Annotated in this window: 16 protein-coding genes; 13 read left to right on the top strand and 3 right to left on the bottom strand. The window is 59.1% G+C overall.

The genetic code is table 11. The features are described from left to right. Nucleotides 1-60: 60 nt before the first annotated feature. Nucleotides 61-489 (bottom strand): thioredoxin family protein, encoded by a 429-nt coding sequence (locus tag H4V96_RS13985; protein WP_010399527.1) that lies wholly within the window; start codon nucleotides 487-489, stop codon nucleotides 61-63. 280 nt (nucleotides 490-769) lie between these two features. Between H4V96_RS13985 and rlmJ the strand changes: the two genes are divergently transcribed. Then, nucleotides 770-1,687, top strand: a complete 918-nt coding sequence (rlmJ, locus tag H4V96_RS13980) for a 23S rRNA (adenine(2030)-N(6))-methyltransferase RlmJ (protein ID WP_010399525.1) — start codon at nucleotides 770-772, stop codon at nucleotides 1,685-1,687. Nucleotides 1,688-1,868: 181 nt separating this feature from the next. Here rlmJ and H4V96_RS13975 read toward each other — a convergent pair whose 3' ends face one another. Both H4V96_RS13975 and H4V96_RS13970 read right to left on the bottom strand, forming a co-directional pair. After that, the gene (locus H4V96_RS13975; protein WP_196855535.1) at nucleotides 1,869-2,618 is read right to left on the bottom strand and encodes an SAM-dependent methyltransferase; all 750 of its coding nucleotides are present in this window, start codon (nucleotides 2,616-2,618) and stop codon (nucleotides 1,869-1,871) included. Nucleotides 2,619-2,726: 108 nt separating this feature from the next. Beyond that, nucleotides 2,727-3,335: a Maf-like protein gene (locus H4V96_RS13970; protein WP_196855536.1), complete on the bottom strand. Its 609-nt coding sequence runs from the start codon at nucleotides 3,333-3,335 to the stop codon at nucleotides 2,727-2,729. A gap of 268 nt (nucleotides 3,336-3,603) precedes the next feature. Between H4V96_RS13970 and H4V96_RS13965 the strand changes: the two genes are divergently transcribed. The 12 genes from H4V96_RS13965 (at nucleotide 3,604) to H4V96_RS13910 (ending at nucleotide 13,910) form a co-directional block, all read left to right on the top strand. Continuing rightward, nucleotides 3,604-4,101: a YceD family protein gene (locus H4V96_RS13965; RefSeq protein ID WP_010399519.1), complete on the top strand. Its 498-nt coding sequence runs from the start codon at nucleotides 3,604-3,606 to the stop codon at nucleotides 4,099-4,101. 253 nt (nucleotides 4,102-4,354) lie between these two features. Beyond that, entirely contained in the window at nucleotides 4,355-4,537 is a 183-nt protein-coding gene (gene rpmF, locus H4V96_RS13960) for a 50S ribosomal protein L32 (protein WP_010399517.1), read from the top strand. Nucleotides 4,538-4,747: 210 nt separating this feature from the next. Next, a complete protein-coding gene (gene plsX, locus H4V96_RS13955) occupies nucleotides 4,748-5,815 on the top strand; it encodes a phosphate acyltransferase PlsX (RefSeq protein WP_196855537.1) in 1,068 nt (355 codons plus the stop codon). Between the two features lie 15 nt (nucleotides 5,816-5,830). Then, complete coding sequence (locus tag H4V96_RS13950) at nucleotides 5,831-6,829, top strand: beta-ketoacyl-ACP synthase III (protein WP_010399514.1); 999 nt, start codon at nucleotides 5,831-5,833, stop codon at nucleotides 6,827-6,829. A gap of 108 nt (nucleotides 6,830-6,937) precedes the next feature. After that, on the top strand, nucleotides 6,938-7,879 hold the full coding sequence (gene fabD, locus H4V96_RS13945; RefSeq protein WP_010399512.1) for an ACP S-malonyltransferase: 942 nt from the start codon (nucleotides 6,938-6,940) through the stop codon (nucleotides 7,877-7,879). Between the two features lie 49 nt (nucleotides 7,880-7,928). Continuing rightward, nucleotides 7,929-8,672: a 3-oxoacyl-ACP reductase FabG gene (fabG, locus tag H4V96_RS13940; protein ID WP_010399510.1), complete on the top strand. Its 744-nt coding sequence runs from the start codon at nucleotides 7,929-7,931 to the stop codon at nucleotides 8,670-8,672. 178 nt (nucleotides 8,673-8,850) lie between these two features. After that, a complete protein-coding gene (gene acpP, locus H4V96_RS13935; protein WP_008449912.1) occupies nucleotides 8,851-9,090 on the top strand; it encodes an acyl carrier protein in 240 nt (79 codons plus the stop codon). Between the two features lie 29 nt (nucleotides 9,091-9,119). After that, the gene (fabF, locus tag H4V96_RS13930; protein ID WP_010399499.1) at nucleotides 9,120-10,370 is read left to right on the top strand and encodes a beta-ketoacyl-ACP synthase II; all 1,251 of its coding nucleotides are present in this window, start codon (nucleotides 9,120-9,122) and stop codon (nucleotides 10,368-10,370) included. Between the two features lie 128 nt (nucleotides 10,371-10,498). Next, a complete protein-coding gene (locus H4V96_RS13925) occupies nucleotides 10,499-11,080 on the top strand; it encodes a hypothetical protein (RefSeq protein WP_196855538.1) in 582 nt (193 codons plus the stop codon). A gap of 64 nt (nucleotides 11,081-11,144) precedes the next feature. Further along, nucleotides 11,145-11,768, top strand: a complete 624-nt coding sequence (rpoE, locus tag H4V96_RS13920) for an RNA polymerase sigma factor RpoE (protein WP_196855539.1) — start codon at nucleotides 11,145-11,147, stop codon at nucleotides 11,766-11,768. Nucleotides 11,769-11,840: 72 nt separating this feature from the next. After that, nucleotides 11,841-12,176, top strand: a complete 336-nt coding sequence (locus H4V96_RS13915) for a sigma-E factor negative regulatory protein (RefSeq protein WP_196855540.1) — start codon at nucleotides 11,841-11,843, stop codon at nucleotides 12,174-12,176. Nucleotides 12,177-12,413: 237 nt separating this feature from the next. Then, nucleotides 12,414-13,910, top strand: a complete 1,497-nt coding sequence (locus H4V96_RS13910; RefSeq protein ID WP_196855541.1) for a DegQ family serine endoprotease — start codon at nucleotides 12,414-12,416, stop codon at nucleotides 13,908-13,910. Nucleotides 13,911-13,948 lie beyond the last annotated feature (38 nt).

The following is a 13,948-nucleotide window of genomic DNA, read 5'->3' as shown; positions in this document are numbered from 1 at the left end:
GCTGCGCAGTGAGCACCGCAGGCCGCCAATGGCGGCGCGCAGCAGGTTTTTTCGAGTGTTCTAGGCCAGGCTGGCGGCCAGCAGGGTACGCAGGTTGCAGTCGCGCTGCCAGTCGCGCCGCTCTTGTGTGCTACTGGCGAGTGCTGCCAGTTCATCGCCGCTGAGGGCTTGCTGCGCCTGCACCATGCGGTGTGCCAGGCCGCCGTCGGGCAGCACGGTGCCGAAGAAGGCGACTTGGTCCTCGTGCTGTATGAGCAGGGTGGGAAAGTTGTCGATGTCGAGGTCGCCCACCACGTCGGCCTGGTCTTCGATGTCGATCCAGACGAACACGCTATCGGGGTGGCGCGCTGCCAGTTCCTCGAACGTGGCGCGGTAAGTGCCGCAGGTGCCGCACCATAGCGCGCACAGGCAGGCCACCGTCCAGCGCGGGCCGGCCAGGGCTGCCGCGACGTCGGCGCGGTTATCGGTCGTGAGGGTCAGGCTGTGCATGGCAGTATCTATATTAGTAGGCTGATGGGCGCGGGGTGCCCGAGGCGCGTATTCTACCGCGCCCGACTCCCTTGGTCTTGAGAATGCATGCGCTTGTTTCGCTGTGTTTTTTGATGTAACAGGCCTTTCTGGTGGATAATGCTGGTAAATGCGCGCTGATTACGCTGGTCCATGCTGTTTCCTGGCCCCGCAGCCTGACTCCTCCAGTCTGTTTTCATGCCCCGCCCGGTGTCAGCGCAGCCCCGCCTTTGTTTATTTTTATTATGGAATTAGCCAGCTTATGTTGAGTTACCGCCACGCCTTTCACGCGGGTAATCACGCCGATGTGTTGAAGCATTATGTGCAGATTCAGTTGTTGCAATATCTGAATCAAAAAGATACCGCCTATAGTTATATCGATACCCACTCCGGCGCGGGCGTGTATGCGCTCGACGGTGGCTATGCCTCGAAAAATGCCGAGTATGAAACGGGCATCGCGCCCCTGTGGGATCGCAAGGACTTGCCGGCCTCGCTGGCCGAGTACATGAAGCTGATCAAGGAAATGAATCCGAGCGGTAAGATGCGCTATTACCCGGGTTCACCATACTGCGCTGACAAGGTCAGCCGCGAGCAAGACCGTTTGCGCCTGTTTGAGCTGCATCCAGCTGACGCGAAAATTCTGGCTGACAACTTCCGCAAGGTCGAGGCGCATGCGCTGGCCCAGGGCGAGCGTCCTAGCGTGCGCGGCAAGCGCGTGCTGATTACCAAGGCCGACGGCTTCCAGAGCCTGAAAGCGCTGTTGCCGCCGCCGTCGCGCCGCGCGCTGGTGTTGATCGACCCGCCATACGAAGACAAGATGGATTACCGCAAGGTCAAGGACACCTTGGCCGACGCCCTGGTGCGCTTCCCGTCGGGCATCTACGCCGTCTGGTATCCAGTGCTGCAGCGCATGGAGTCGCGCCAGTTTGCCGATAAGCTCAAGCAATTGCCTAGCTCGGACTGGCTGCACGTGACCTTGACGGTCAACACGCCGTCGCCGGATGGTTTCGGCTTGCACAGCAGCGGCATGTTCATTTTGAACCCGCCGTACACGCTCGAGCCGATGTTGCGCGAAGTCATGCCTTACCTGGTCAAGGTGCTGGGCCGCGACGATGGCGCGAAGTTTGTATTGGAAACGGGCAAGGGCGGTCAGAAAAATACCGGCACACGTCGAGTCTGAGGACGCCTGACCAAACCTACTGCGCGTCGGTATAGGCGGCCTGCGATGCTCACCGTACTAGAGTACGGTTGCGCTTCTTAGCCACCTCTCCCTTCCGCTCGCTACGGTTTTGTCAGGTGGCGTAACTATCGTAGTTGAACAAAGTAAACGCCACGGCAAATATGTTCGTGGCGTTTGTCGTTTACTGTCCCAACAACAAGAACACGGTCGGTTTCTTGTGGAAGTCGGGTGCCTTGCCGGCGGTCAATTGTTTCTTCCACTGCCCGCCATTCCACGTTTGCACGTTTTCCGTGTCCAGGCTCAGGTCGGTGGCGACGCAGATCAGCGTGGACGGCGCGCATTGCGCCACCAGCGCTTCGAGCATGGCGGCGTTGCGGTAGGGCGTTTCGATGAAAAGTTGGGTCTGCTTTTCCGTGCGCGAACGCACTTCCAGTTCCTTGATGCGCTTGGCCCGCAGCGATGCATCGGTGGGCAGGTAGCCGTTGAAGGCGAAACTCTGGCCGTTCAAGCCGCTGGCCATCACGGCCAGCAGGATCGATGACGGGCCTACCAGCGGGCGTACTTTAATGCCGTGCTGATGCGCCAGGCGCACCAGGTCGGCGCCGGGGTCGGCCACGGCTGGCACGCCCGCTTCTGACACGAGACCCGCATCGCGTCCCGCCAGCAAGGGGGCCAGCAAGCTGGCCAGTGCTTGTGCAGGCGTATTGACGTTGAGTTCGGAAATCGTTATGTCCTGCAAGGGCTTGGCCAGCGGATGCTGGTTGCCGATCAATTTCAGGAAGGCGCGCGCCGTCTTGGCGTTTTCTGCGACGAAATAATCGAGCTGCGAAGTGATGTGCTGCACTTGCTCTGGAATGAGGCGGCTCAGTGGATCGATTGCGCCTTCGGACAGGCCAAGGTGGTTGGGGATCAGGTACAGGGTGCCGGTCATATTGTTAGCTTTGTATTGGCCGGGGTCAGTCCCTTCGGGATCGGAGTGCACTCCACTGGAACGCACTCCCCCGTCGGGTCTGACCCCAGATGTTGTCGTTAGGGGTATTTAAATTTTAAAAAACGTCACGCCCGCCTTGCGCAGCATGCCCGTCAGGGCGATCAGCGGCAAGCCGGTGAGGGCGGTGGGGTCGACGCTGTCGATGCGTTCGAGCAGGGCGATGCCCAAGCCCTCGTTCTTGGCGCTGCCGGCGCAATCATACGGTTGCTCGATGCGCAGGTAGGCGTCCAGTTCGGCGTCGGACAAGTCGCGCACGGTAACGATGGTTTGAATATCTTCCACTTGCGCTACGGCGGGCGAGTGGCGCCCGTCGAGCAGGCACAGGGCCGTATGGAATACGGTCTGGCGCCCGCGCATGGTTTGTAGCTGCTGCAAGGCGCAGGCGTGATTGCCCGGCTTGCCGATCTGCGCGTCATCCAGGGTGGCGACCTGGTCGGAGCCGATGACGACGCTGCCAGGGTAGCGCTCGAGCACGGCCTGTGCCTTGGCTTGGGCCAGGCGCAGGGCCGTGGCGCTGGGGCTTTCGCCGGGCAGGGCACTTTCGTCGAGATCGGGCACGGCGACCTCGAAAGGCAGGCGCAGGCGTTGCAGCAGTTCCTTGCGGTAGGCTGAACTCGATGCAAGAATCAAGCGCAATGGGGGGGAAGTTGGTATCATTCGGTGTTAGATGGCGGCCGGCATGGCCGCCTTGGTCGATGTCAGTGGAATGTCACGCAAATTCCAGGGCTTAGGACTCATCACTGAAGCCCCATGCGGCATGACGGTGTTAATCATGTTGATGAGTTTGCAACAGGGCTTGTCGCCGAGTTCATCACTGATTTTGTCACAAATACGGCAATCAAGTCGTCAAAAAACGTGCGTAGGCTTTGACTCGGTGCTGAAAACCCTGTTATTATCGCAGGTTTTCCGGGGAAATTTTCTACCAATGAATGCTTTTGTGATCGACGCCTTTGATTTTTGTCGTATCAGCGGGAGCCGCGAGGGTGTAACTGCTGTCGCTGAAATGACCCGGTTGACCAAGGATTGTGCAGATGCTTCCGGCGAGATCGCCTGGAAGATCGTTGGCGGCACCAGCAAGCTGGGCTACCCACAACTGACCTTGTCGGTCAACGGCACCGTTCAGCTGGTTTGCCAGCGCTGCCTGACTCCGTATGCTTACGCAATTGATTCAACAACCACGCTGATGCTGGGCAAGGATGACGAACACGCGGACGAGATCGAAGAAATCATCAACGATGAAACGATCGACGTGATCGTCGGTAGCCGCAACATGGATGCAGCGGCACTGCTCGAAGATGAAGCCTTGCTGGCCCTGCCGCAGGTGCCCAAACATGAGGTCTGCCCAGATACGTCGCAGCTCGATGCTCTCAAGAATGAAAAGAAGTCGCCGTTTGCGGCCCTGAAAGACTTGAAGCCAGAATAAAGTAGGAATGATTTGTAGAGAGCCTCAAAAGCCGTAGCGAGCAGGTGGCGCGACAGTTTTTGCTGCTTTTCTAGTAAAGAACGTGTCAAACGCGTGTTGTAATCGAGTATGGCAAGTGTAGTGAAATGTAATTGTAATAAACGATGTCGGTCCGGACTATTTTCGGGTAGTCTTTGCCGCTGGGATACTCGATTCGCAGGTATTTGCCAATCGATTGTGCTAAAATTTTAGAACTTATGTATTAGGAGTCATCATGGCAGTTCAACAGAACAAGAAAACCCCTTCCAAGCGCGGCATGCACCGTTCGCACGACTTCCTGGTCGCGCCGCAATTGAGCGTCGAGCCAGTTACCGGCGAAACACACCTGCGTCACCATATCAGCCCTAACGGCTTCTATCGTGGTCGTAAAGTGTTGAAGACCAAAAACGACGAGTAATCGACGTTTTTGTTGGGTAAGATGAAAGCGGTGTTGCGTGGTTATTCGGCGTGGCGCCGCTTCTTCTTTTTTATCGGCTGCAATTCATCTTGCACACCCGTCATTTTGAATCACGCTGTCCAGGTCCGTGCATGACGTGCTACGCCCTGAATATGCTCCAGTCCGATTCACATCTTGCCGCACGCCCGCAGCGGTATTGAATCAACACAAATGACAATCAAAATTTCTATCGACTGCATGGGCGGAGATCATGGTCCCTCAGTCACTATCCCTGCAGCAATTTCCTTCGTAAAACATGAGCCTGAAGCAGAACTGATCCTGGTTGGATTGGAAGATGTGATCCGTGCCGAACTGAAGAAACATAAAGCTGACACGCACCCGCGCCTGTCGGTCTTGCATGCCTCCGAACAAGTTACCATGGACGATCCCCTAGAAGTGGCCCTGCGCCGCAAGAAGGATTCCTCCATGCGCGTGGCCATCGAACAGGTCAAGAGCGGCGCGGCGCAAGCCTCCGTTTCCGCCGGTAATACGGCAGCCCTGATGGCCGTGTCGCGCTATGTATTGAAAACCATGTCCGGCGTCGACCGCCCGGCCATCTGCAGCATCTTGCCGAATCAAAAGAACGGCCCGACCTACATGCTCGATCTGGGTGCCAATGTCGATTGCGAACCGCATCACTTGCATCAGTTCGCCATCATGGGTTCCGTGCTGGTGTCCGCCATGGAAGGCATCGCACGTCCGACGATCGGCTTGCTGAACGTGGGCACGGAAGATATCAAGGGCAATGAAGTGGTGAAACTGACCTCGAAGTTGCTGCTGGCCGACCACGAGCGTGGCGCACTGAACTTCTACGGCAACGTGGAAGGCAATGATATCTTCAAGGGCACGACCGATATCGTCGTCTGCGACGGTTTTGTCGGCAATGTCACCCTGAAAGCTATCGAAGGCCTGGCGCGCTTCATGAAGGACGTGCTCACGTCAGAATTCAAGCGCAATCCGATCACCATGCTGGGCGCGCTGATCGCGCGCGGCGCCTTGCAAGCCATCGGTAACCGCCTGAATCCTTCGCGTTACAACGGCGCCAGCCTGCTGGGCTTGCGTGGCCTGGTCTTCAAGAGTCATGGCAGCGCCGATGCCTATTCGTTTGAATGGGCCTTGCGGCGTGCCTTTGATGCGGCAAAAAATGACGTGCAAGCGCACTTGGCCAGTATGATCGCCGAGCTGATGCCGCGCACGCCAGTACCGGACGAACCTACTTCAACAAGCTCTACCATTTAGTGGACGGGTACTTGCATGACTGTTTTTAGTAAAACTTACAGCAAAATTATCGGCACCGGCAGCTACTTGCCGGAGAGGCGCGTGACGAACCAGGATTTGACCGAACAGCTCGCCGCCAAGGGTATCGAGACGTCGGATGAATGGATCGTCTCGCGCAGCGGTATCTCGGCCCGCCATTACGCGGCACCAATGCAAAATTCCTCGGACCTGGGCGTCGAAGCGGCCAAGAAGGCGCTGGAAATGGCTGGCTTGAACGGCAACGACCTGGATCTGATCATCGTCGCCAGTTCGACCCCCGATTTCTTTGGCAGCTTCCCCAGCACGGCTTGCATCGTGCAAAACAAGCTGGGCATCACGAACAACTGCGCCGCCGTCGATGTGCAGGCCGTCTGCAGCGGCTTCGTGTATGCAGTCGCCACGGCCGACAGTTTTATTCAATCTGGCATGCACAAGAACGTGCTGGTGATCGGCGCCGAAGTGTTTTCGCGCATTCTTAATTTCGATGACCGCGGCACCTGCGTACTGTTCGGCGACGGCGCCGGCGCCATCGTCATGACCGCCTCCACCGAGCCGGGCATCCTGGCCACCAAGCTGCATGCGGACGGTCGCCACTCGAACATCCTCAGCGTGCCCGGTAGCCTGGCTGGCGGCGCGCTCGCTGGTAGCGCCTTCCTGTACATGGATGGCCCGGCCGTGTTCAAGCTGGCCGTGTCGGTGCTGGAAAAGGTCGCGCACGAAGCTTTGGCCCACGCCAACATGACATCGGACCAGATCGACTGGCTGATCCCGCACCAGGCGAATATCCGCATCATGAACAGCACGGCCAAGAAGCTCGGCTTGCCGCTGGACAAGATGGTCGTCACCGTCGACCAGCATGGCAACACGTCGGCGGCCTCGATTCCGCTGGCGCTCGACATCGCCGTGCGCGACGGTCGCGTCAAGAAGGGCGATAACGTCATGATGGAAGGCGTGGGCGGCGGCTTTACCTGGGGCGCGGTACTCGCAAGAATGTAAACTGGTCAGCACCGGGGTCAGACCCGTTGGGGAAATGCGCTCCCGAAGGGACTGACCCCAGCAGTTGTATTTGGTTCTCTGAATGAATAGTAAAAAAACGGAGTCGACATGACACAATTTGCATTTGTTTTCCCCGGTCAAGGCTCGCAAGCGATTGCGATGCTCGACGGTTTCGCTGGCAACCCCGTGGTGGCGCAAACCGTCGCCGAAGCGTCGGACGCGCTGCAATTCGACCTGGGCAAGCTGATCGCCGAAGGTCCGAAGGAAGAGTTGGACCTGACCACCAACACACAACCGGTGATGCTGACGGCAGCCGTGGCTTTTTACCGCGCCTGGCTGGCAGCGGGTGGCCCCGTGCCGACGGTCGTGGCCGGGCATAGTCTCGGTGAATATTCGGCACTGGTCGCCGCCGGCGTCATCTCGTTCAAGGATGCGGTGCCGCTCGTGCGTTTCCGCGCGCAAGCCATGCAGGAAGCCGTGCCCGTGGGGCAGGGCACGATGGCCGTGGTGCTGGGCCTGTCGGATGATGACGTGCGCGCCGCCTGTGCGCAAGCTGCGGCGGAAAACCCGGCCCTGGTGGTCGAGCCCGTCAATTTTAATGCGCCAGCGCAAGTGGTCATCGCCGGCCACACGGCTGCGGTCGAGCGCGCTTGCGAACTGGCCAAGGCCAAGGGTGCCAAGCGCGCCATGAAGCTGCCCGTTTCGGCACCGTTCCACTCGTCGCTGCTGAAGCCGGCATCGGACCGTTTGCGCGAGTATATGACCGGCTTGGCGTTCTCGGCGCCACAGATCGCGCTCATCAACAACGTCGACGTGGCCATCGTCAACGATGTCGCCGGCATCAAGGATGCGCTGGTGCGCCAGGCGGCAAGCCCGGTGCGCTGGGTGGAAACCATGCAAAGGGTCGCTCTGGATGGCATCACGCAAGTGATCGAATGCGGTCCGGGCAAGGTCCTGATGGGCTTGGCCAAGCGCATCGATCCGGTGCTGGTGGGCGATGCCATTGTCGACCAGGCCTCGTTGGAACGCATTTTGACGCAGCTCAAATAAACATCAGATTGCGGCAGCCTGTCTGCCGCGCATGCTTTTAAGGATACTCATGAATTTAGCAAATCAAGTCGTGCTGGTCACGGGCGCTTCGCGCGGCATCGGTCGCGCTATCGCCACCGAACTGGGCAAGCACGGTGCTACCGTGGTTGGCACCGCCACCTCGGAAAGTGGCGCGCAAGCCATCACCGATTACCTGGCCGCCGAAGGCGTGGCGGGCAAGGGCCTGGTTCTGAACGTGACCGATGCGGCGCGCTGCGCGGCCGTCGTCGATGAAGTGCAGAAAACCTATGGCAGCCTGTCTATCCTCGTCAACAATGCGGGCATCACGCAAGACCAGCTGGCCATGCGCATGAAGGATGAAGAGTGGGATAGCGTGATTTCCACCAACCTGTCGGCCGTCGGCCGCCTGTCGCGCGCAGTGCTGCGTGGCATGATGAAAGCCAAAGCCGGGCGCATCATTAATATCACTTCGGTGGTGGCCTCGTCGGGCAATCCGGGGCAAATGAATTACGCGGCCGCCAAGGCCGGCGTGGAAGGCATGAGCCGCGCCCTGGCGCGCGAAATCGGCAGCCGCAACATTACCGTGAACTGCATCGCCCCCGGCTTCATCGATACCGACATGACCAAGGCCCTGAGCGAAGAGCAGCACGCGGCCCTGTTGACGCAAATTCCTCTGTCACGCCTGGGCAAGCCGCAAGACGTGGCAGCGGCGGTGGCCTTTTTGGCCTCGCCGCAAGCGGCGTATATCACGGGCACGACCCTGCACGTGAACGGCGGAATGTACATGAATTGATGTGAAAGCTAGACGGGGTGGGCGTTTGTGGCATGATTGAACGTTCATTTTTGTCTATAATCACATCTTTTAGCAGCAGCTTCGGTTGAATTAGCAGCAGACACCGAAATTAGTATTCGGACGCGCAAACCTGATAAAATGCGCGCACTTTCCGTAACACACACTTTGGAGCCATAACATGTCGGATATCGAACAACGCGTTAAGAAAATCGTCGCTGAGCAACTGGGCGTTGCAGAAGCAGACATCAAAATCGAATCCTCCTTCGTCGACGATCTCGGCGCCGATTCCCTGGACACCGTGGAACTGGTCATGGCCCTGGAAGACGAATTCGAAATGGAAATCCCTGACGAACAAGCTGAAAAAATCACCACCGTGCAACAGGCGATCGACTACGCCACCGCACACGTCAAGGCCTAAGCCTGTCTGACCGACTTCAGGAGAATCGCTTGAGCCGTTCTAAAAACCGTCGTGTTGTTGTCACCGGCCTGGGCTGCGTTTCACCTGTCGGCAATACTATTGCCGAGGCGTGGGGCGCAATCATTGAAGGTAAATCCGGCATTGCCACGATTACCAAGTTTGATGCATTGCCATTCACTACGCATTTTGCCGGTGAAGTCAAAGGTTTCAATATCGAAGATTACATCTCCGGTAAGGAAGCCCGCCATATGGATACCTTTATCCATTACGGCATGGCTGCCGGTATGCAGGCGATGCAGGACTCCGGCCTGGAAGTGACCGAGGAAAATGCCGAGCGCATCGGTGTGATCATCGGTTCCGGTATCGGTGGCTTGCCGCTGATCGAGGAAACCAAATCCGAGTACGAAAAGCGCGGTCCGCGCCGTATCTCGCCATTTTTCGTGCCTGCCTCGATCATTAACATGATTTCTGGCAACCTTTCGATCAAATATGGTTTGAAGGGTCCGAACCTGGCGATCGTGACAGCGTGTACCACCGGTTTGCACAGCATAGGTGCTGCAGCGCGCATGATCGAGTACGGCGATGCCGACGTCATGATTGCTGGCGGTGCTGAATCGACTGTGTCGCCGCTGGGCCTCGGCGGTTTCGCTTCGGCGCGTGCCTTGTCGACCCGCAACGACGATCCGGCAACGGCATCGCGTCCATGGGATGTCGACCGCGACGGCTTCGTGCTGGGCGAGGGCGCTGGTGTCATGGTGCTGGAAGAGTACGAGCACGCGGTGGCCCGTGGTGCCAAGATCTACGCTGAAGTGCATGGTTTCGGGATGAGCGCAGATGCTTATCACATGACCTCGCCGCTGGAAGATGGTAGCGGCGGCAGTAAATCGGTGATCGCGGCCCTCAACAACGCAGGCTTGAACCCGGATCAGATTCAGTATCTGAACGCGCACGGCACGTCGACCCCGCAAGGCGATGTGGCGGAGGTGATGGGTATCAAACGCACCTTCGGCGAGCATGCCAAGCAGATGGTCGTCAACTCGACGAAGTCGATGACGGGTCATTTGCTGGGCGGCGCGGGCGGTCTGGAAGCGGTGTTTACGGTCTTGGCATTGCACCATCAGGTGTCGCCACCGACCATCAACATCTTCAACCAGGATCCGACTTGTGATCTCGATTTCTGTGCCAATACGGCACGTGATATGAAGATCGATTATGCAGTGAAGAATTCGTTCGGCTTCGGCGGAACGAATGGCACGCTGATTTTCGGTAAAGCGAAATAAGTAGGAACTTTCAAGCGCTCGCTACGGTCAAACCGTAGTGAGCGCTGATTCGGCTCCAACGCCCGTTGGCGCCTGAATTTGCCCGGCACGAAGCCGGCGCGCCTGATGTTTTCCATTTAATTATCTATATGTCAATCGCCGTTGCGGCTGTCATTCGCACGCCTGTCTGTTTGCGCCTGCTGCAAGCGGCGCTGGGGTTGTGCGCGGTGCTGGCCGCTTGGCCCCTGAGCGGCGTGTGGCCCGCCGCGGCCCTGTCCAGTTCTGTTCCCGGCCCCGGCCCCGGCCCCGGCCCCGGTCCCGGCCAACTGGTGGGGGCTTATGCGCTGGGCTGGGCCGGTGCGCTGTCGAGTGTGGCTGGCGGCATATTTTTGCTCGCTTTGCTGTGCCAGCGCAGAAAGCCGCAGGTACTTGATATTTCGCCGGTCGGCCAGCTGCGGCTGACGGTATATCTGGAGCATGACGGGATGCCGGCGAGTGCTGCCGGCGGCGCGGCGGAAGCGGCCGGCGCGGGACCGTCGGTGCCACCTGTGCCACCTGTGCTGCGCCTGTTGCCGGGCTCGACCCTGTGGCCTTCGTTGCTGGTGCTGTGCCTGGCCGATGCGGCGGGGCGGCGCACGCAGGTGTGGGTGCAGCGTGGCGGCAGTTGCGCCGCCTTTCGCCCGCTGGCCGTGGCGTGCCGGGCGATCGCGGTACGCAGTGGCGAAGAATAAACGTGGGCGAACACTGAACTTCTTGCAGCGGGCCAACTCTATACCCATACAGACGCCACGCTGCATGACTACAGGGGCATTCGGCGTGAGCACAGAGCGCGAGTATGATCAGTTACTGGTCGAGCGGGTGCAGGCTGGCGACAAACGGGCATTCGATGTGCTGGTATCGAAATACCAGCGCCGCTTGATGCGCCTGGTGTCGCGCCTCGTGCATGACCCGTCGGAGGCCGAAGACGTGGTGCAGGAAGCCTTTATCAAGGCATATCGTGCGCTGTGCCATTTTCGCGGCGATGCCGCTTTTTACACCTGGTTGTATCGCATCGGTATCAATACGGCCAAGAATTATCTTGCCACGCAGGGTCGGCGCGCCATCGCGTCCAGCGATACCGACATCGAGCAGGCGGAGTCTTTCGATGACGGCAGTAAATTGCGCGATAATAATACGCCTGAATCGGTGCTGGCCAGCAAGCAAATTGCCGCCACCGTCAATGCGGCCATGGCGTTGCTGCCCATCGATTTGCGCACCGCCATCGTGCTGCGCGAGATCGAGGGCCTCAGCTATGAAGAGATATCGGCGATCATGGCGTGCCCCATCGGCACCGTGCGCAGCCGCATTTTTCGCGCGCGTGAAGTGATAGCGGAGAAATTGAAACCGTTGTTGGACATGCCGCTTGACAAGCGCTGGTAATCTTGGACACATGAACGATATATGGTTGCCTCCGGTTTGCGCAACCATTCTCTTGAAATGGCAGGACCCATCATGGATACGCATACACGATTGCACGAGACGATTTCGGCCCTGGTCGATGGCGAGCTGGCGGCGAGCGAACGCGAACTGGCTTTTGCCGCCCTCGACATGGATCAGGGCCGCCAGGCATGGCAGGCCTATCGCTTGATCAGCGACGTGCTGCGCTCGGAGCAGGGCGGCCATGCCCTGAGCGCCCAATTCGACGCGCGCCTGGCCAGCCGGCTGGCCGCCGAGGTGGTGCCTGGCGGACAGGCTGTCCCTGCGCAGTCATTGCCGCCCCTGTCCACTGCCAGCGTTTCGGCCGCCGCGGCCGAGTCCTTGGAAGCGGCATCGCTGGTGCAGCGCTAGCGTACTTCCATCTTATGCCAGGCTTAATATCCTGTTGGCCCTCTTGACACTGGACTTCGCTACGATTGACACTGTGCGCAGGCAATATATTGCTTTGCGATATATTGTTGCATTGTTTGCTATGCGCGCTGCCAGGTGTGTTTGCCCCTGGGATGCCGTCATGACGGCCAATCATGCACGCAGGCAATCGCCTGATTCGCGTTTTGATCCGTTTATATACTCGAAAAGATCCTTTCCATGAAAAAAAACATGTGTGCCGCCAGCAAGTCGTTTTCAGTGAAGACGCTTTCCGCTTTATTGTTCGGTACGGCTGGCGTCTTTCTTGCTCCCAGCATGCTGGGCCTGGCGCCACCAGCGCATGCCGCCGTGTCGGCCGTGAAGTTGCCCGATTTCTCGGACTTGGTCGACGCCGTCGGCCCGGCCGTAGTCAATATCCGCACCACTGAGCGCCTGAAAATGAATACGCCCGGCGCGGGCGGTCAGGATGAGCAGGAAATGCAGGAATTTTTGCGCCGTTTCTTTGGCGGCGCCATGCCCGTGCCGCGCCAGCAGGGGCCGCGCGGCGGCCGTCGCGGCGTGCCGCAGGAGCAGGAAGTCCAGCGCGGTGTCGGTTCCGGCTTCATTATTTCAAACGATGGTTACGTCCTGAGCAATGCCCATGTCGTCGACGGTGCCGACGAGGTGTACGTGACCCTGACGGACAAGCGCGAATTCAAGGCCAAGGTGATCGGTGCCGATGCGCGCACCGACGTGGCCCTGCTGAAAATCGAGGGCGCCAATTTGCCGCGCCTGAGCATCGGCGACTCGAACAAGATACGCGCGGGCGAGTGGGTCATCGCCATCGGATCGCCATTCAACCTGGAAAATACGGTGACGGCAGGTATCATTTCCGCCAAGTCCCGTGACACGGGCGACTACCTGCCCCTGATTCAGAGCGACGTGGCTGTCAATCCCGGCAACTCGGGCGGGCCCTTGATTAATATGCGGGGCGAAGTGATCGGCATCAATTCGCAGATCGCCACCTTGTCCGGCGCCTACAATGGCATTTCGTTTGCCGTACCTATCGATGAAGCCATGCGCGTGGGCGAGCAACTGAAAAAGACGGGGAAAGTGGTGCGCGGGCGCATCGGCGTGCAGATCGGCGAGCTGAGCAAGGACGTGGCAGAATCGCTGGGCTTGCCCAATGCCAAGGGTGCGCAAGTGTCGATGGTGGAGCCCGGTGGTCCGGCAGACAAGGCGGGCATCAAGCCCGGTGACATCATCCTGAAATTCAACGGCGCCCTGATCGAGCGTTCGTCCGACCTGCCGCGCCTGGTAGGCGGCGCTGCCGTCAATGGCAAGTCGACGGTGAGCGTCTGGCGCAATGGCGCGCAGCAAGAGATTGCTGTTACCGTCGTCGAACTGGAAGGCGGTAAAACGGCCAAGAAGGGCGCCAGGGAGCCCGAGGCGCAAGCCGTCAATGCACTGGGGTTGAAAGTCAGCGATGTGCCGGCTGCGAAAAAGCAGGAATTGAAGATCGATGCGGGCGTGCTGGTCGATGATGCCGATGGCGTGGCGGCCCGGGCTGGCCTGCAGCCTGGCGATGTGATCTTGCAATTGAATAACGTTGCCGTGAAAGATGCCAAGCAGTTCCTTGCCCTGGTGGCCAAGCTCGATTCGAAGAAGTCGTCAGCGGTGCTGGTGCGCCGTGGCGATACGGCACAGTTCGTCTCGCTGCGTCCTGCGCTCAAGTAGGTTTCTGGTCTAATCTGCATCCCGGTCCTGCCGGGATG

The sequence above is a fragment of the Janthinobacterium sp. CG_23.4 genome (genome assembly GCF_029892305.1).
In the GTDB taxonomy this organism is placed as follows: domain Bacteria; phylum Pseudomonadota; class Gammaproteobacteria; order Burkholderiales; family Burkholderiaceae_D; genus Janthinobacterium; species Janthinobacterium lividum_D.
Note: the sequence above shows the minus strand (reverse complement) of the source record. Positions and strands in the feature narration are given on the sequence as shown.